This window comes from Gemmobacter nectariphilus DSM 15620, assembly GCF_000429765.1.
GTDB classification, from domain to species: domain Bacteria; phylum Pseudomonadota; class Alphaproteobacteria; order Rhodobacterales; family Rhodobacteraceae; genus Wagnerdoeblera; species Wagnerdoeblera nectariphila.
This window is the reverse complement of the sequence record NZ_AUCM01000032.1, coordinates 1-18,845: the sequence shown is the minus strand read 5'-3', so window position 1 is coordinate 18,845 and position 18,845 is coordinate 1. Positions and strand designations below refer to the sequence as shown.

Here is an 18,845-nt window from a genome sequence, read left to right as displayed (position 1 = left end):
GGAGCCAATGCGGTAGCCGTCGAGACAGCGGCGGGCCTTTGGGAAATCGTCCAGGCGGGCGCGGCCGAATTGATCGCCCCCGGCCGCTACCGCCTGACCCGTCTGCTGCGTGGCCAGCGCGGAACGGAATACGCGATGGGCAACCCGGCCCCGGCCGGGACACGGGTGGTCGTGCTAGATGCGACGCTGGCCTATTTGCCCATCGCCGAAGCCGACCTTGGCCTGCCGTGGAACTGGCGGGTGGGTCCGGCCGCGCGCACCGTCAGCGACGCGAGCTATGCTGCGCTGGGCTTCACCCCGACCGGGCGCGGCCTTGTCCCGTTCGCGCCGGTCCACGTCGAACAGCCGTGGCGCACGGCACGCAGCCCGGGCGATCTGACTATCCGTTGGACGCGGCGGTCCCGGGCGCTTGTGGCCGACGCATGGGAACAGGTCGAGGTGCCGCTGGCCGAGGAGCTGGAAAGCTACGACGTCCAGATCCTCGATGGCTCGGCCGTCAAGCGGACACTGTCCAGCATCACGACCTCTGTCCTCTACACCGCCGCCCAGCAGAACGCCGATTGGGGCGCACCGCTCGGGCCCGGCCAGACGCTGGCGATCCGCATCTTCCAGCTTTCGAACCGCCTCGGCCGCGGCACGCCTGCGACCGTGACCCTCCAGTTCTGACAGGAACCCGCATGTCCGACACCACGACCCATCTGGGCCTGCCGTACCTCTTGGCGGCACAGGCGCAGAAGCATGTTACCCACAACGAGGCGTTGCGCCTGCTCGACGCAATGGTGCAGCTCTCGGTCCTCGACCGCACGCGCACCGCACCACCCGCCAGCCCGTCCGACGGCAACCGCCACTTGGTGGCCTCCGGCGCGACCGGCCTCTGGTCCGGGTGGGATCTGAACATCGCCTTCTGGGTCGACGGCGCGTGGATCCGCCTCGTGCCAAGAACCGGCTGGCTGGTGTGGGTCGCGGCCGAGGGGCTGTTCCTCGTCTGGATCGGCAGCGCCTGGGAGGTGGTGGGCGAGCCGCGCGACGTGTCGGATGCGGTGTTCAGCCTGGTGAACGATGCGGATCCGACGAAGAAGGCGACCTTCTCGCTGGCAGGGATCAGCGCGGGGACGACGCGCAGCTTTACGCTGCCGAACACCTCGTCGGAGCTGGCGATCCTTGCGGGCACGCAGACCTTCTCCGGGAACAAGACGTTTTCTGGGACGCTGACGGCGTCTGGGACGTTAACGGTGTCGGGCGCCAGCGCCTCGATCGGCACGGCGACGACGACCGCGACCTACGGCGTGGGTACCGGCGCCACGACGACCGGCGTCACCAAGACGGTAAACATCGGGACCGGCGGCGCGTCCGGATCCACGACGGTCGTCAACATCGGTTCGGCCACGGCAGGGGCCGGGGGCACGACCGTCATCAACACACCGACGGTCACCTTCGCTAATGCCGTCACTCAGGTCGGCATGCCGCAGGCGAACCTGACCGCGCAGCTCTTGGGCCTCGGCGGGGCGGCGGCCGATAGCTTCAACCGGCTGTCGGTGAACTCGCCCGCCGTGCTGCTGAACAACGCCGGGGCGGGGATCGAGGCCACGGTGAACAAGGCGGCCGCGGGGAACGACGCGGCCTTTGCGTTCAAGACCGGCTTCTCTGCGCGCGCGCTGATCGGCCTTTTGGGCAATGACGATTTCAGCTTCAAGGTCAGCCCGGATGGCTCGGCCTTCTACGACGCCATCAGGATCGACCGGACCAGCGGCCAGGTGGAACTGCCGCAGCCGACGGTCCTGCCGGGGCTGGCGGCAGCGCCGTCACCGCCGCCCGCAGGCAAGGCCGCCGTCTACGCCCGCAACCGCGCCGGGGCGCCATGGATCGACGTGATGCGTCCCTCGGGCCGGGATTTCCCTTTGCAGCCGCATTTCGGGGTGAACCGGATCGCCACGTGGTCACCTTCGGTCACGACGACGATCACCACCGAAGGGATGCCGATCACCTCGGTCGGCACCGTGTCGCACCCGACGCTGGCGGCCACCAACCTTGCCGCCTCGATGCGGCGCTGGCGTCTGACTTCCGCGGCGGTCGTGGACTCGGTCGCCGACCAGCGTTCCGCAGGCTGGGCCTGCTGGCGCGGCAACGCGGCGGGCCTCGGCGGCTGGACCTTCGTGACGCGGATTTCGCTGACGACGCTGCAGGCGACCGGCATGGGCTTCTTCGGCCTCTACGGATCGACGGCCGCGCTTGCCACCACCCTAACGCTTGCCGCCGCGGTGAACTGCATCGGCATCGGTTTCCAGCGCGGGACGCACACTCGCTGGCAACTGGTCGCGAATGACGGCACAGGCGCACCGACCCTGACCGACATGGGCGCGTCCTTCGCCATCGCCACGGGCGGCGCACTGACCCTGTTCATCGCCGCCCCGCCGAACGGCAGTTCCGTCTGGGTCCGTGTGGTCGACGAGGTTTCCGGCGCGGTGTTCGAGCAGGAGATCACCGCCGACCTGCCCGCCGCGACGCAGTTCCTGACGCCCCGGCTGTACCTGAACACCGGGGCAACAGCCGCCGCCGTCGCATACGACTGCGCCGGGGTTTATGTCGAGACGGATTACTGAGCGCGCGAAGGCTGCTTTGAGCAAGACCAGGCCGGGCCATGGGCCCGCAGGAAACGCCAGACGCCTCGACCGCGGCGCATGTCCCGGCCTGTTTTGTGGATTCACACTGTCAATGAACAGCAGCGAGTCGCTGCTCCCTGATGGTGGCACGTCGCCCCATCCGCTGTCGCGCCCGGAAATGGGCACAATTGTGCACCTATGGCCTTTGATGGTGCGACGTCGCGATGCTGCCTGCTGCAATTCTAACTGGGCGCGGGAAAGCGGCGCGAGGCTCGCTTCTTTCTTAGCCAACCTTTAAACTGATCATGCGGGCTCCTGCACCGTCCGCCCGCACATCAAGGTTCTCAGACAACGAGAGCACGTAGCCAAGATTTTCACCGAGAGAAAACGGGAACATCGTTGGGTGACCGGAAAGTCCGTCAAGACCTAGGGGGCGACCGACACTCACGAGGAGAGCTTCTGCAAGCCATTGAACAGTCTCAGGGCTTTGGACAGCCATCGGGGGCTTCCGGGTCAGCGTCTTGCCGTTGTCACTCTTGCTGAGCAGTGACCAGTCAACCTGCGACTGCAGGACCATATTTGTCATGCGGCGAGTGCCTTCGCGCTCACCATAGATCTCGGCCATCCTCCTGTGGACTTCCGCCGTGGTGCAATCGCCTTGGAGGGACGTCAGCCTTCCCACGATTTCAGCGACCTTCGCGAAGAAGGGGTAGACGGCCAACGCCATACCCCAGGTAAGAGCTGCGACCTGCGGCTCCGTCAGCTTCCGAAAGGTATTGACGCCCCGATCCGCCAGGCCGGTGAGATCTTCGCGCGGCTCTAGCCAGAGACGATTCAGGACTGTCCTTGTCTTCTTTTTTGCTTCTGGTCCGGCATGAGCCCCAGTGAGGATCTGATCAAGCTCGCCGATGTCCGCGGCACCCGACCGCACCCGTAAAGCGGTTGCGGCCCAATCAAGGCGGATAAAGCGGTCAAATCCAATCTGAGGAGCTTTAGGCTGCATTATGTTCTTTCTTCATTCCGACCTTCACGAAAGGAACGATCAGCTCCTCGACCGACATTCCCCCATGAGCAACAACCTGTTGGCCAACGGGGACAAAAGCCCCGCGCCCATTCGCATAGAGTGGAAGGAAATCCAACGGCAGACCTGGGCCTCGGAACGGAAAGGCGTCAGTATCTATTGGAACGGTCGATGCCAACGTCTCATTGCGATACGTGCGCACCCGTTCCCCTTTCACTTCACTGATCACGCCTTGATTGATTCGCCCGATGCCATCGGCATCGACGTTCCCGTGATCGGCGGTCACATAGACATGGAAACCCTTGGCGATTAGTAGGTTCAGCAGTTGCTCAACGAAGCCGGTTTCGCACCACTCCCGGATCTGGCTTGAAAGTCCCCGTTTTCCGAGCATGGCGCCGTGGACCAGTTCATCGATCATATCGACGACGATACCGGCGACCTTGATCGACGGGGTTGAAACAGCCGCGTCAAGCTCCGACAATTGTTCGGTCCGCTTGATTGCTTTGCGGTAATAGACTTCTCCGCCACGCAGACCGTTTTCCAACCAGAAGCGGCTCCAGAGTGAAGCTTCCTGAGCAGTGGTTTCGAGTGATGCCGGGAACTCACGCGGCCTCAACCCCGAAAACAGCGCCTGTCGGGAAACGGAAGTGAGGCTCGGGAGCCATGCGAAGCAGCCGTTCTCATCTGTAGTGATATCTGGAGCGCGAGAGCTCAAGTACTCGCGAATTTGCACCCATTGATCGAGCGCCATCCCGTCGAAGACCAAGAGAGCGATCCTTGCCTCGCCGGCGTTCCGGCGCGTCGACAGGTAACGCGGGATGTGATGAACCATGACTGGCGCCTTGGCGACAGGCAACGATGGCAGATCCTGAAACCGCTTTTGCACCCATTCTCGCAGCCTGGTGTCCGCCTCGAGTTGCAGCTTACGCATGGCGGGCCGAAGAACCGCCGCGTCTTCACTTGGCAGTTCATGGAAACGGTAGATGGTCTCAGCCAGCCGCTTTGCGGCGTCGATCCAATCGCGGTGCGTGGCCTCCGACGTCGGAAGCTTCGCCGCGACGGACTCGATTCCACTGCCAACCAAGTCGCGCAGGTTGATCGAGCTTTGAATTGCGCCAAGCTTGATCCAGTCGGGCAAGGCCGTTGGGGTACTGCGCACATTCACAGGCTGCAATGCGCCTTCAAGGAACAACGTATCAACGATGACGCGGATGTCTGCATGATCGAAGGGGATCTCGACGCTGTTGATGGCTTCTGTCCTTGGATCACGATCAGGATGATAGATCTCAACGCCTTGCGCTTCCAGAAAGCGGCTCCATGCCGATTGGACAGTGCGGACCATGGTGCTCTTCGATGACAGTAGGTCCTCTACGGGCAAATGCCCCACGGCCGTGTCTGACAAGATTTTGGCGACATGCTGGGCGAGAATGGGAGGCAACACGACGCCCCGATAAAGCAACCCAAATGCCTCGCGCCAGAAGGTTTCCGGCTTCCGCAGGAGATGTGGGCTGATCTCGAACAGGTGAGTCAGAAGAAATTCCTTCGTCAGGCTCTCGCCGAGAACTTGGGAAGCAAAGCTGTTGTGCGCGACAAAGAGCGTTTCGAGATGGGCGCTATCGATCTGTCGGATGACAGTGGAGTTCAGCTTGGGCATCAGATCGGCAAGGCTCAAATCCACCTTTCGCGCACGGTGAAGATAATCCCAAGGCAGAATGTTCAGGTCCGTTCCGGAGTATTGAAGGACGAGCGCTTTGCAGGTTCCCGCACAGCCACTATCCCAAGCGGAACGGTAGCGTTCTTCGTATTCAACTCGAAATGCGATCGAGTCCTCGAACGGGATCACCTCAAAGCCGCGATCGCGCAAGACCCGAAGGATGCGCTCATCCAGCAGGAGGTTGTCTGGATCGCTTGCGATCCAGAACGATGAGAGGTCCTCTGGGAAGGCCTGAAGTATCCGTTGCGTCCAGGGTGTCACGTGCTTGCATCCGCCTGATGGCCAACACGCAAGACGAGAACACAGTGCAGATCCGGAACGAAGGCTTCAGCAGCATCGAGCTGCGCAAGTCGTGCATCATGTTCGGCTTGAAGGCGCTTCCTGCGATAGTCGCGCACCGTCGCAAGTCCAACCCGCCCGATCGCCTGCTTGCGCGCTTCATAGGCGTAGGTTGCACGGTCCCGCTCTTCCTGTAGCCGGGTCGTGTGCTCTTCGACCAGTTCGGTAAACATACGTTCGCCTTGAACGACGGCGGCGTCCTTGGATTTGCCAAACAGCTCGGCGCCGATGGCGGCATTCGTCAGGCCGATTGTCTCCACGCGCTCGGTGAGAAGCAGATCCCAAATTCGTTTCGCGGTCGGTTGGAACGCCCGACCTTCATTGCTGATGAAGACTGGTAGGAAGCGACGGCGGCTAAAGTCATCTGCCGACAGCGTGATTTCCCAGAGTGACCACACGCCTTTGACGGTTTCAGGAAGCCCCAAGATTCGGACGGAGGGCATATTCTGTCCCGCAACGCATCGAGGCAAATCTGCAATCAAGGCGCGGGTCCTGGGATCTTCGAGCGTGAGCCACTCCAGGTCAGGGCGCCCCTCTGCTGTCCTTGCGTCGAAGCAGACAGTACTTGCCTCACCGTCTCCTGACCAGCGGACGCGCCAGGCATCACCTTCTTTCGTGGCTTGGCCGCCGCGACTCGGCAGGCCTGACGTTATGGCTCGTTCAAGCCAGAACTGGGCAGGATGGTCGCGCCATTTCCGAGCATCGGACGCATCAAGCTCATGTCCACCGGAGAGAAGCTGACTGCTCTGGCTATGCTCGGCAATGGCCGTTCTGAGTTGGGACACTACCGTTTCGCAGTCAGCTTCGATTGCATCCGGGTTCTGCAAGCCATTGACGAAAAGCTCATCGAACAGCGGTTCTGCCTCGACCGAGTCCATGACGTCGGCCGCTTTGTCGACGCCAAACTCTTCAGCGATGACGGCAAGCTTCGCCTCGAGAACCTCCCGAACACGGAACTCGACAGTGTCTTCGAGAACGAAGTTGATGGCACGCACGACAAACGGCTGTCCGATCCGGTCAACACGGCCGATCCGCTGCTCGACCCGCATGGGGTTCCACGGCATGTCGAAGTTCACTATCACATGGCAGAATTGGAGGTTAAGGCCTTCGCCTCCTGCATCCGTAGAAACCAAGATGCGGGCGTCCTGTGAGAACGATTTCTGGGTCCGCGACCGCGCCTCGAGATCCATACTTCCGTTCAATGTGACGACAGAGAAGCCGCGGCTTTCCAAGAACTCGGCGAGCATTGCCTGTGTCGGGACAAACTCGGTGAAGACGAGGACCTTCAGCTCAGGATCATTTTCTTCCTGCTGGATCTTGTAGATCAGTTCCAGCAAGGCCTCCGCTTTGGCATCTGTCCCTTGGGCTTCAGTCTCCCGCGCGAGGAACAGCAGCGCTTCGACGTCTTTGCGTTCATCAGCGAGCGCTTCAAACGCGACCGCCAAATCGATCTGATCTTCGCCGGAAAGTTCGTGCCAGTCCTCTGCACGCTCGGCGGGGAAAAGCTTCATCTGTGCATGATCGTCGTCGAGCGCGAGCAATCGCTTTTCAAGCGTCGTGCGGATCGCCGCTGTGCTCGATGTCACCAGGCGCTGCATCAGGATCATCAGGAAGCCGATATGGCGCTGCTTCGCCGCCATCGCCTGATTGTAGCCGTGGCGAACGTACTCTGTGACGGCTTCGTACAGCCCCTGTTGCGCCGAATGGCGATCCAGCCAGGCGACGGGCTGCAGCCGGGTCATCCGCGGCTTGAAGAGGGGTTTCCCCTCCGCGTCGATAGCTGCCCGCTTTTCTGTCCTGACCACAAAGGGACGAACACGGTCGGCCGCGATACTCGAAACATCCGGAAACGTGTCCCGATCCAGCAGTTGCATCAGCCGGTGAAACTGATCTGTCTTGCCTTGATGGGGCGTCGCTGAGAGGAGAAGGAGATACGGCGCTGCCTCGGCCAAGGCCGCACCCAACTTGTACCGCGCAACCTGGTCGGTGCTGCCACCCATCCGGTGAGCTTCATCGATGATCACTAGGTCCCATGATGCGGAGATCAGATCTTCGAACCGTTCACGGTTGTAGGTCTGCAGCTGTTCGACGCTCCACCCGCGCCGGCCTTCCATGGGCTTCACGGAATCCAGCGAACAGATCACCTGGTCATGCACGCGCCAGAGGTTTTCCTCATCGTTCCGCCACTGCCGAAAGGCGGACAGCTCCGCTGGTTCGACGAAAGTGAACTGCTCCCCGAAGTGCAGGCGCATTTCGGCCTGCCACTGTCGAACCAGCCCCTTGGGCGCGACCACCAGAATCCTGCGCGCCATGCCGCGCAGCTTCAGCTCGCGCAAGATCAGACCGGCCTCGATGGTTTTGCCAAGGCCAACTTCATCCGCGAGCAGGTAGCGGATCCTGTCACGGCTCATGGCGCGGTTCAGCGCATAGAGCTGATGCGGCAGCGGCACCACGCTCGACTGGATCGGCGCGAGGAGCAGGTTGTCCTCCAGCGCGTCCAACAGCTTTGCAGAGGCTGCCGTGTGAAGGATCTGGTCAACCGACGGCTGGATAGCGTCGAGCGGACCTAGATCGCGTGCCCGGGCGCGGACGACGGCATCCTTGCCGGGCAGCCAGACGCGATAGGCCGTTTCGCCCCAAACCGTCTCACGGTCCACGACGCGGCAGGGTGCAGCATGGCGCGCATGCCAGCACCATTCACCGACGCCAAAGCTGACCCCACCATCCGCCACGGATCAGCCCCCTGTCCGCGTCAGGGCGCTGTCGTACCAGAAGAGCAGCTTTTCATCTTCCTGCAGGGCGTCCTCGGGCACCTTGTTGGCGATGGAGACGATGGTCTGGTAGTCCTTGTTCGCCCACCCCCTGCTTTTCAAGGAACAATTCCAACTGCTGGGTGATGATGTCCCTGAGGGACATTTGGCTGGAAACCTCGATCCGGTGCACCTTGAACTTGCCCGCAATCGCGCTGGCCGCTTCGGCCACCTTCGGGTGCCGGATCATTTGCAGGAAAGCTGCATCTTCTGCCACGAGCGACAGCACAGACATCAGGTGAGACTTACCGGTCCCGTAGTTGCCGACGACCAGTACCCCTTTGTGATCCACGCTCTCGTCAAACGAAAGCTGCGGGATCATCTGGTTCGCAATGCGTTCGGCCATGTCGTCGGAAATGACGTAGGTCGAAACCAGCTTCTTGGCTTCTTCAGGCCGGTTGGCATCGAGAAGCTGAATGACAGACTCGATCTGCTCGAACTGAATGAGATCGCCATAATGCATGGGCATACCCGTTTCCTCTCAATGTACTTCAAATAGGATCGTGCCGTCGGGGCTATGATCCTGATGTTCTGGATGGCCCGACACAGCGTAGGACAGGCGGTTCTCGCGCAGCTCGCCAGGCCAAGCCGCAACCACCGGCCGGACACGGGCCTGAGCCTTCAAGACATCGAGCGGGCTGACCCGGAGTGCTCTGTCAAACAGGAGCTCAATGTTGTCGACCAAGAGCAGACCATGACCGGCTGCTGCGTCCGCCAAAGACTTGAACAGTTCTGATACCTGAAGGTGTCGGCGCGTCCGTGGAAGTGCCAACAAGTCCCGTCCGAGGGCAAGGCCAGCGTTTAAGACTGGCACCTTCATGCGATCCGAAAGCTGGCCAAGGAGCGCTGTTTTACCACTTCGGGGCGGACCGATCAGCAGTATCAGCTTGCTGTTCAAGAGCGCCGTATCGGCGATCTTACGTTCGAGTTCGTCGATCACGCGCTCCTCCCAATTTCATTGGGCGGAAGCGTGCTTGACGATATCTGGGATGCATTCAACAGGACAATTTGCTGATCTTGCGGCCGTCTGGCATCCGGGTCCGTGTCGAGCCCTAGCCGCCTAAGCGCATAGTAGAGCAACGCCCGTCGAACCCTGATCTCAGCCTTGCCACCCTTCATGCCGTAGTCGAGCGCGATCACCTTGGCTTGCGTATCGGACAAGGCAGGGTGGGGGCCGATTGCCAGCGTTGCAAAGGTGTGCCAGTCCTGATCGCTCTCGGCCAGAACGTCGGACGCGCGCGATGCGCGGATGTCGAGGATCCGGGACAGCAGGAAATCCTTGAACACCTCGTCGGTCACGCAGAACGCACGGGCGTGCCAGCGGAAGCCGTCGAAGGCGATGGCATGTGGCGCGATCCAGCGCCACCTCGGCTCCGGGTTGGACAGGGACTGATACTCCACTTCGATCGCCTCGGATCGGCGGATCGCGTCGACCACGGACCGAAGGGTTGCAGGATCGACGCCACGCGCCGGGGTGGGAGCGGCATCGTAAGCGGGCAGACCTGCGATCCAGCAATCGTCCTGATCGAGGATGCCGTCGGCGACCGACCGCAGCTGGGCCAGGTATCGACCAGCATCGAGCTTGTCGAACACCGGCTTGAAGCCAGGCTGGCGCACATAGGTCCGCAGGCTGCGGTCGTAGTCCATGTTGTGAGGGGCGAGGCCGATGTAGCGGCTCAGGTCAGATGACGCCTGGTTCACCGACAGCCCGAACTGCGTCATCACATCGCTGCGGTTCACATGCCCCTCCCAGAACAGGCGGAACTCGATGAACTCGAGCCTTTGCTCGACCCCCCAACGAAGTTCCGATCTGTCGTTGCTCACCACGCTCTCCCGCCATCGGTCGATGCGCATGGAAATTATGCGCGCCCAATTTATGGGCTTTCTTCGACCGTAGCCGCGCGATGCTTGGGGATCAATCGAAAAGGGAAGGGCTGGCGCGCAATTATCCCAAGGATTGCCGCAGGTTCTGCGCGACGGCGTCAGCCGCCATCCTCACTGGTTCCGCCGCGAGATGGGCGTATCGCGCCGTAGTCTGGACCTGCGTGTGGCCGAGAAGCTTGCCGATCATCGGCAGTCCCTGACCTGACGCCACAGCCGTGGACGCGAAGGTGTGGCGCAGGTCGTGGATGCGGACGTCCTTGACCCCTGCACGGGCGCGGACGCGCTGCCAGAAGGGTTGCAGATCGCTCAAAGGCTTGCCGGGCAGCGTGCCGGTGATCACCCACGGGTTGCCTTCGACGCGCTGGGCGCCCCGCAGCAGGTCCACCACTGGCTGGCCGACGTGGACGACCTTCGCCCCTGTCTTGGAATCCGGCAGGCGCAGGGCAGGGACGTCGAGATCGACATACGCCCACTTCAAGCACATGATCTCGTTCAAGCGGCATCCGGTCAGGATCAGCAGGCGCGCGGCGAGGATGGCCGAGGGCAGTTCCACCCCTTCGGCCTCCATCTCGCGCAGCACCTCGCCGATCCGGCGCAGTTCGGCCGCACTGAGGAAACGCTCCCGCTTCTCCTCGGGATATTTCCGGATGTGCTTGCGCGGGTTGGTCCCGTCCGGTCGCAGGCCCCACATCTCGGACAGGCTGAACATCTTCGAGATCACCTCGAGGCAGCGGTTGGCCTGGTAGGGGATGTGGCGCAGGTCGTGGTGGAACTTGGCGACATCCGCTCGCGTGATCCCCGTGACCGTCAACTGCCCGAGGGCGGGCAGGATGAAGCGCTGCAGGTTCCGGCGATACTCTTTTCCCGTGCTGGCCTTCACACGGATGGCGATGTGTTCCTTGTCGAACCGCTCGGCCAGTTCCTTGATCGTGATCGCCCTGCGCCCCGCGTCGCGTTCGGCCGCAGGGTCCTGCCCGTTGCGCGCCGCAGCCACGATGGTGATGGCCCGGGTGCGTGCCTGTTCGCAGGTCAGCACGGTGCTGGGCCCGAGGCTGATCCGCCGCGACCGGCGGCCCGCGCGGTATTGCACGACGTAGCCTTTTCGCCCGCTTGGCAGCACCCGCAGTCCGAAGCCGGGGATGTCGCTGTCCCAGACGAAGTATTCGGCGGCTTGGGTCTCGGCGGCGTCGACGATGCGCTTGGTCAGTTTGGGCATGGGAGTGGCTTCCGGATTGTCTGGGTTCCACAGTGCGCAACGCGTCGGGCTAGTCAACGAACACATTGATATTGCGTTGAAAAAGGAAATTCCGCGTAAAACTGCGCTATGGCTGAATCGCAGTCGTGAGCGGAAAGGATGGTCTGCACGAATCAGAACGCAGGTTCCGGTCGCTCAGTCGCGCTGTTATGGTCCGCGAAAAGAAACGGAATCCCGATGGCGTCGAAATCCACCCTCAATGCAAAGAACCTGGAAGCGCTGGGCACTGAGCGTCTGGCGCAGCTGCTGATCGAGATCAGCACCGGCGATGCCGCTGCCAAGCGCAAGCTGCGGCTGGCGCTCGCCGGAGCGGAAGGCCCGAGGGAAGCGGCGCGGGAGATCACCAAGCGGCTGAGCAGCATCGCAAAGGCGCGGACCTTCGTGAACTGGCAGAACCGCAAGCCGTTGGTGAAGGATCTTCAGACCCAGAGCAGCGCGATAATGGAACAGATCGCCCCGCATGATCCTCGTGAGGCGCTGGCGCTCTTGTGGCGGTTCATGGGGCTGGCCACGCCCGTGTTCGAACGCTGCGATGACAGCAGCGGCACCGTCATCGACATCTTCCACCAGGCCTGCGCTGATCTGGGCGAAGTGGCCAAGGCGGCGGGCGCTGCGCCCGAGGCGCTGGCGCGGCAGGTTCTCGACGCGCTGCAGGACAACGGCTTTGGTCAGTATGACGGGCTGATCGCCATCATCGCCCCGGCGCTGGGCCCGGAGGGCGTCGCGCATCTGAAGACACTGGTCGAGGAAGTCGGCCGCACGCCCGTGCCGGTGCCGCCAAAGAGCGAGTGGCAGGCCGTCGGCTGGGGCAGCGGCGGCACGCGCTATGCCCACGAGATGGACGAACGTGCGCGGCAAAGCACGGTCGAGATGGCGCTGAAGGACATCGCCGACGTCCAAGGCGACGTCGATGGCTTCATCGCCCAGTACGACCCAAAGACCCGCAAGGTGCCGAAGATCGCGGCCGAGATCGCGCAGCGCTTGCTGGCGGCGGGCAGGGCAGGGGACGCGCTCGGCTTCATCGAGCGGGCCGAGGTGAAAGATGCGCGCTGGATCCCGCCCGAGTGGCAGGACGCGCGCCTTGCGGTACTGGAGGCACTGGACCGGAAGGACGAAGCGCAGGACTTTCGCTGGGCGTGCTTCGAACGCGACCTGTCGGGCGAGCACTTGCGGGCCTATCTGAAGCGGCTGCCGGATTTCGACGACATCGAGGCCGAGGAACGCGCGATGGCGCATGCCGCTGCTCATCCCGACCCGCTTACAGCCCTGGCCTTCTTTCTGAATTGGCCATCGCTTGGCCACGCCGCGCGATTGCTGATCGACCGGCAGGTCGATGTCGATGGCGATCACTACGAATTCCTCGCCCCGGCGGCCGAGACATTGGCCGAGAAGCATCCGCTGGCCGCGACGGTGGCACTTCGGGCGATGATCGATTTCACGCTGATCCAAGGGAGGCAGAAGCGCTATGGCTATGCTGCCCAGCACTTGGCAACCTGTGCCGACCTGGCCGGACGGATCGAGGACTTCGGACCGGTCGAGCCGCACCCTGCCTATGCCGCGCGCCTGAAGGCCGAGCATGGCAAGAAGACCGGCTTCTGGTCGCGGATGGACGGATGATGGTGGTCCAGAGGCTGCTGGCAATTCGTGGCGCGCGCGGCAAAGAAAGAGGCTTGACCGGCCCCTTGTCTTTGGCGACCTTGCTGCCGTGGTGCCACTGTACTGGAAGTGTGGGCGCGGAGCAGAGGAGAAGAAGCCGATGTCCGAAGACTTTGAATTGAAGATCTCGACGGAGTTTCTTGAGAAGGCGGAGCAAGACATGACGGAGAGCCTTGAAAAATATGGCGATCCGAAGCTGTTCACAGCCTACAATCGTGGTGGTGGCCCTAAGGGCAGCTACGATCGCCATTATGACAAGAGCACCGGTTAATAAGCTAAGTGCCATTGGGCTCGGAAGAGATCGAAATAGATAGTCTGATCGTTAAGATTGCATCCCGATGCAATCTCGACTGTGACTATTGCTATATCTATCATGGACAGGACCGTTCTTGGGAGAGCATGCCGTTTCGCATGCCGGACGCGGTTGTTGAGGGGCTGATTGACGCAGTTACTTTCCTGTGCGCCCAGCAGGAAGGTGCGCCCCTCGTAGCATTTCACGGCGGCGAGCCACTCCTGTTCGGTTTGGCGGCTTTTGACTCCCTGGTCACGAGGATTAACGAGCAGGCACCGCGAGCACGCATGACGATCCAGTCGAACGGGACGATATACAACTCGAATCTTGAAGCGATCCTCAAGAAACACAGGTCTTCGCTGTCGTTCTCTCTATCGGTCGATGGCTTTCAGGAAGAGAATGACCGTCACCGGGTCGATAGACGCGGAGCCAGTAGGTTCCGGAGGATCAGAGAGACAATCGAGCGCGCTCGTGACGCCCAAGTGCTCGATGCGATATTGATGGTCGTCGACCTGAAGAACTCGCCCGACCGCATATTGGAGTTCATGCACTGGGCTGGTGCGCCCCAGTATGACCTTCTGCTTCCGGATGGCGATCGCCAGTCTCTTCCACCCATGATGGATAGCCTTGACGCGTGTCAGGCGGCTAAATGGGTGCTTGAGTTTTCGGCTCTGTATTGCAAGGAGCGCCGTCCTTTCGGAGTAAGGATGCTGGACGACATCATCGAGAGACTGCTTCTTGAGAAACAAGGACTGCCTCGCCCCTCATCTAGCAAAGTTCGTGTAGATCTCACTGTCGACACCAATGGAGAGATCAAGTTGGTGGATACTCTGAGGATCAATCGGAGCGGGGCCGATTTCGCCGGCGGCTTCAAGATCTCTCGCGCTGGGATTGATGCAGCTCTATGCTCTCCAGAGTTGAGGGACTTCCTGCGGACAAGAGATGATGTCGCGCAAGAGTGTGAGAACTGCCGGCATTTTGACAAGTGCGGTGGCGGCTACATGCAGCATCGATGGGACGGTGAATCGTATCGCAACCCCTCTGTTTATTGCTCAGACTATAAGCAGGTTTTTGGTGTTTTTGAGAGGGCCCTGACATGATTTGTCCATACCTCGTCACTCTGCCCGAAGGTGGGGCATTTGGTTCTGCAATGTCTCGGGTATTTCCGGAGCGAGTCTATGAAGGGCTGAGTAGGTCTGTAAGAGAGCTAGATTGGCACGAGGCCCGAAGGGAGTTTTATCGGCAAAGAGAGCGAAACGTTTCTGGCCACCACGCCTTTAAAAAGATCTTTGATCGCACGGCCCGAAAAGAGATGGCAGATTCGGTAGGGGATTTCTTCGGGGCATCAATTTCTGCAGACTTTGATATTGCAGCTCACAAGATGATCGAGGGAGACTATATTGCGGCTCATACAGACGAGAATGATTTTGATGAGGAGTTTCGGCTTACAGTCACGTTGAACGAACACTGGTCGATCGAGCAAGGCGGCATTCTGCTGACTCTTCGGAGTGGCAGCATGCGAGACGTCGAAGGCGCTTGGCTTCCATCGCGCAACAACGGTTTCCTATTCGGAATCTCGGAGAGATCCTTTCACGCTGTTACCCCAGTTAAGTCTGAGGCTGCACGGTATAGCCTAATCTTTACCTTCAAGCGTTCTCAAGCGCCGTACAAGAATGACGTTTGGCTTCGTTGGTACCCTTTCCCGTTCAAGTCGGACGTCAGTGAAGCCCAATATAACGCTGAGGTGATGGGCTTGGATCTGCGAGCATTCGATGCTCCATACACTCGTCATGCTTTCTCAGGGAAAGACGAATTCGATGACTTCGTGGGCGGTGCGCTTCTGAATGCGCCTCAGGGCTTGTCTTACAGCAGGCCTGGATCACGCAATGTGGATGAGCGTGGGCAACAGCCGCGAGGATCAGATGCAGAGCGGCTGGCCAAGATTGCAGAGCTGGAAAGAATCCCTCCCATTGCTTTGGTGCGGAAAGTAACAGGGGAGTATGTGCTGGTTAACGGCAGTCATCGGCTTAGTCACGCTGTAGACCGTGGTACGGCTATCGCGGCAACGATCTTTTCCGAGCCAATGTCAGCGTAAGCCGATGGCTGCGCCGCTCTTTTGGATTGAACTGCTGCTTCCTGAGAATCTGTTAGTTGCCCGTTGGAAGCATTGTGGAAGCACGCGGCCGAAAAACGCTGCGCAATCCTGACAATCCGCGCGCAGGCCGCTCTTGCGGCCCCGGATCGCAACTGGCGGAAACCGCGCAACAACTCGTGATCCTGCGTGATTGTTCATGGTTTGTTCGAAACGACTCATAACCTGAAGGCCGCAGGTTCAAATCCTGCCCCCGCAACCAACGATACTTGCGAAACCTCCGTAGCTTCCCGCGCGGAGGTTTTTGCATTCTTACCCCCATTCCGCAGAGATCGTCTGTTGCGCCCTCCCGCAACCAACGATCCCTGCGATAGCAGGTTGTCCAAAGCCTCGGCCTCCGCAAGGAAGTCGGGGTCTTTCTTTCCGGCCGTAAACCGCAGGATCGCACCGAGGTCGCCGCGCAGGACAATCGCCAGTTCGCCGTTGTCGGGCACCAGTGTGACCTGGTCGACCAGTGACCGGAAGGTCTCGGCGGCGCGGGCGCGACCGTCCTCGTCTTGCAGGTGTTCGTAGAGCTGGCCGATCCGCTGCGCATAGAGCGCCGCCATGTTGGGATGCAGCAGGGGCGGCGGTTCGTCCGCAGTGGCCAGCTTCTCCGTCAGTTCAGCCTTGCGGGCCTCCAGCTTCTCGGACTTGTCCTTCAGCTTCGACAACGGGAAACCTTGCACGATCGCGTCGACGATCTTGTCCAGTTCCTTGTCGATGCGCTCCAGTTCCCGCTTCCAACCCTCCAGATCGGCGCCCCGCTCGATGCGCAGTCGGTTCACTTCCCTGGTGAACTCGGCGCAGAACTCCTTGAACAGCGCCGGGTCCATCAGATGCTTGCGCAGCCCGTTGAGGATCGAGGCCTCCAGCGCATCGCGGCGAATGTTGAGCCGGTTGTCGCAGGTGCCCTTGTTGCGCGAAGTCGCGCAGCCAAGCAGGTCCTTCGAGATCATCGAATAGCCGCCCCCGCAGCAGCCGCATTTGACCAGCCCCGCGAAGAGATGCTTCGGGCGCCGCCGGTCGTTCATGAAGTTGGTGGTCGTCTCGGCTTTGGGTTCATAGGCGAGCCGGTTCTGGCGCTTCTTCACGGCCGCCCAGACATCATCGGGAATGATCCGCAGTTCGGGAACCTCCTGCGTCACCCATTCGCTTCCCGGGTTCAGGCGGGAGACGCGCCGGCCGGTGTCGGGATCCTTGATGTAGCGCAGCCGGTTCCAGACGAGCTTGCCGATATAGAGCTCGTTGTTCAGGATACCGGTGCCCCGTTTCGGATTGCCGTGGATGGTCGATGGCCCCCATTCCTTGGCTTGGGGACCCGCGATTCCTTCCCGGTTCAATGCCATGGCAATCGCGCGCGACGACTGGCCGTCGAGATAATCGGCGTAAATGCGGCGCACGATCCCGGCTTCGGCCTCGTTGATGGTCCGGTCGCCTCGTACGGCTTCACCGCGGTCATCGAACTTCTTCACCACGTCGTAGCCGTAGCAGAGGCCGCCGCCCGACTTGCCGTCCTCGACCCGACCGCGCAGGCCGCGGCGGGTCTTGTCGGCCAGGTCTTTCAGGAAGAGGGCGTTCATCGTGCCCTTAAGCCCGACATGCAGATGGGTGATCTCTCCCTCGGACAGGGTGAACATCTTCACGTCGGCATAGGTCATGCGCTTGAAGATGCCGGCAATGTCTTCCTGATCCCGCGACAGGCGGTCCATCGCTTCGGCCATGATCATGTCGAAGCGGCCGCGCCCGGAATCCGAAATCAGCGCCTGGATGCCGGAGCGCAGGATCATGCTGGAGCCGGAGATGGCGTGGTCGGTATATTCTTCGACCACCGTCCAGCCTTCCTTCTCGGTGCGCAGGCGGCACATGCGAAGCTGATCCGTGATCGAGGCGTCGCGTTGATTGTCGGACGAATAGCGGGCGTAGAGCGCGACTCTCATGCGCGGGCCTCCTCACTCGGGGAGGCGGTCACGCGGCAGCCGGGCCGTCTCCTGTTGGACGAAATCGCGCGCAGCTTGCCGGGCGAGTTGGCGGACAAGATCGACGAGGCGGGGGTCCGGTTCCTGGGCCTCAGCCACGCGCGCCACGGCATCATCGCTGGTCTGGGTGACCAGTCGAAGCCTCGTGGCTGTGGTTTGCCGCTGCCGAGCCATCCTCGTCCCGCTTCCTGAAATACCTGCGTGTAGATTACGCAGCAATTCCGAACGGTTACAGAGAAGCGCCCGGCGGGGTTCGGGCAGGAATGGAGGGCAGGATCGGGCATTGGCGTAGTCCTGAGCAGCATGGCGTCGCGCAAATACTGGCGCGATGCTGTGCGAATGTGCGGCTCGCCAAGGGATTTGAACATCTGCTCGCACAGCAAGACGTTCCAGCCATGTCCTGATGCCAATCTACCGCCGACGAGGCGTCGGTTGCAATACGGACCGAAAAGACAGCCTTGCCGGAGACCAACTATTGTTGGTGGTCGTGCCCGCCGTAAAGCGCGTCGTCATGCTTCGGATCGTCCCATTTGCGTGTCGCGCCGAGCCAGTGGTCGACGAACGCCTGGAACTCCGGCTCGACGAGGCGAAGCTGGAAAGTATAGAGGCGGTTGACCACCTGCCGCATCAGGTCACGCATCTCGTTATCGTCGAACCGCGACACCTCCGTCCAGGAGATGCGATTGCCCTCGGTATCAAGGACGACGACATCGGAGAAATCCCCGGTTCTTGTCATCGGAACCTTCCCCCTCGTGCAGGTTCTCCAGCATCGTGTTGCGGATGCAGATCATCGCCTTTGCCTTGGCGAGCGTGGCTGCCATTTGTGAACCGCCCCGGGTTTACCGGAGGGTGGTTTGTTCAATGACTAGGCGACCATATCGAGTGTGTTCAGGTTTGCATAGAACGCCTCCTCTGCTTCTGCGGGCGGGATGTATCCGATGGGTCCGAGCAGGCGACGGTTGTTATACCAATCGACCCACTTCAGGGTTTCCCATTCGACTTCGCGCATCGATTTCCAAGGGCCGATCTGGTTGATGACTTCGGTCTTGAACAGGCCAATCACGCATTCGGCCAGCGCATTGTCGTAGGCGTCACCGACGGTGCCTGCTGAAAGGTCGATTTCGGCTTCGGCCAGCCGTTCAGTGTATTTGATCGACAGGTATT

The 18,845-nt window shown here is 61.2% G+C and carries 16 protein-coding genes; 6 read left to right on the top strand and 10 right to left on the bottom strand.

The window, feature by feature from the left end:
* Both G481_RS26285 and G481_RS0117645 read left to right on the top strand, forming a co-directional pair.
* Positions 1-666, top strand: a 666-nt coding sequence (locus G481_RS26285; protein ID WP_035026632.1) for a GTA baseplate fiber-binding domain-containing protein, incomplete at its 5' end; no start/stop codon positions are given.
* Between the two features lie 11 nt (positions 667-677).
* Positions 678-2,600: a DUF2793 domain-containing protein gene (locus tag G481_RS0117645; RefSeq protein ID WP_028031181.1), complete on the top strand. Its 1,923-nt coding sequence runs from the start codon at positions 678-680 to the stop codon at positions 2,598-2,600.
* Between the two features lie 283 nt (positions 2,601-2,883).
* On the opposite strand, the gene G481_RS0117640 is transcribed toward G481_RS0117645, so the two are convergent.
* The 7 genes from G481_RS0117640 to G481_RS0117610 form a co-directional block, all read right to left on the bottom strand.
* Entirely contained in the window at positions 2,884-3,603 is a 720-nt protein-coding gene (locus G481_RS0117640) for a hypothetical protein (protein ID WP_028031180.1), read from the bottom strand.
* A complete protein-coding gene (pglZ, locus tag G481_RS0117635; protein WP_028031179.1) occupies positions 3,593-5,596 on the bottom strand; it encodes a BREX-3 system phosphatase PglZ in 2,004 nt (667 codons plus the stop codon). Before pglZ ends, G481_RS0117640 begins: the two co-directional genes overlap by 11 nt.
* On the bottom strand, positions 5,593-8,406 hold the full coding sequence (locus G481_RS0117630) for a DEAD/DEAH box helicase (protein ID WP_028031178.1): 2,814 nt from the start codon (positions 8,404-8,406) through the stop codon (positions 5,593-5,595). Before G481_RS0117630 ends, pglZ begins: the two co-directional genes overlap by 4 nt.
* 52 nt (positions 8,407-8,458) lie before the next feature.
* Positions 8,459-8,953, bottom strand: coding sequence for a DUF6079 family protein (locus G481_RS0117625; protein WP_028031177.1), 495 nt, complete (start codon positions 8,951-8,953; stop codon positions 8,459-8,461).
* Between the two features lie 12 nt (positions 8,954-8,965).
* Positions 8,966-9,424 carry a BREX-3 system P-loop-containing protein BrxF gene (gene brxF, locus G481_RS0117620; protein ID WP_028031176.1) on the bottom strand — a complete coding sequence of 153 codons (459 nt, stop codon included), beginning with the start codon at positions 9,422-9,424 and terminating at the stop codon, positions 8,966-8,968.
* A complete protein-coding gene (locus G481_RS0117615) occupies positions 9,421-10,308 on the bottom strand; it encodes a BrxR family helix-turn-helix transcriptional regulator (RefSeq protein ID WP_035026634.1) in 888 nt (295 codons plus the stop codon). The genes brxF and G481_RS0117615 overlap by 4 nt, the downstream gene beginning before the upstream one ends.
* Positions 10,309-10,429: 121 nt before the next feature.
* Positions 10,430-11,584 (bottom strand): tyrosine-type recombinase/integrase, encoded by a 1,155-nt coding sequence (locus G481_RS0117610; RefSeq protein ID WP_028031174.1) that lies wholly within the window; start codon positions 11,582-11,584, stop codon positions 10,430-10,432.
* Positions 11,585-11,800: 216 nt separating this feature from the next.
* Here G481_RS0117610 and G481_RS0117605 point away from each other — a divergent pair, with 216 nt between their 5' ends.
* The 4 genes from G481_RS0117605 (at position 11,801) to G481_RS25650 (ending at position 15,666) form a co-directional block, all read left to right on the top strand.
* Entirely contained in the window at positions 11,801-13,240 is a 1,440-nt protein-coding gene (locus G481_RS0117605; RefSeq protein WP_028031173.1) for a DUF6880 family protein, read from the top strand.
* Positions 13,241-13,379: 139 nt separating this feature from the next.
* Positions 13,380-13,550: a hypothetical protein gene (locus tag G481_RS26075; RefSeq protein ID WP_154664670.1), complete on the top strand. Its 171-nt coding sequence runs from the start codon at positions 13,380-13,382 to the stop codon at positions 13,548-13,550.
* Positions 13,551-13,558: 8 nt separating this feature from the next.
* Positions 13,559-14,671 (top strand): radical SAM protein, encoded by a 1,113-nt coding sequence (locus G481_RS0117595; RefSeq protein WP_084451084.1) that lies wholly within the window; start codon positions 13,559-13,561, stop codon positions 14,669-14,671.
* A gap of 212 nt (positions 14,672-14,883) precedes the next feature.
* The gene (locus tag G481_RS25650; RefSeq protein WP_161630542.1) at positions 14,884-15,666 is read left to right on the top strand and encodes a 2OG-Fe(II) oxygenase family protein; all 783 of its coding nucleotides are present in this window, start codon (positions 14,884-14,886) and stop codon (positions 15,664-15,666) included.
* Between the two features lie 215 nt (positions 15,667-15,881).
* Here the strand turns inward: G481_RS25650 and G481_RS0117590 are convergent, their stop codons facing one another.
* The 3 genes from G481_RS0117590 to G481_RS0117575 all read right to left on the bottom strand — a co-directional run.
* A complete protein-coding gene (locus tag G481_RS0117590) occupies positions 15,882-17,642 on the bottom strand; it encodes a recombinase family protein (protein ID WP_028031171.1) in 1,761 nt (586 codons plus the stop codon).
* Between the two features lie 511 nt (positions 17,643-18,153).
* A complete protein-coding gene (locus G481_RS24435; protein ID WP_245595000.1) occupies positions 18,154-18,417 on the bottom strand; it encodes a hypothetical protein in 264 nt (87 codons plus the stop codon).
* A gap of 129 nt (positions 18,418-18,546) precedes the next feature.
* Positions 18,547-18,845, bottom strand: a 299-nt coding sequence (locus tag G481_RS0117575) for an integrase core domain-containing protein (RefSeq protein WP_035026630.1), incomplete at its 5' end; no start/stop codon positions are given.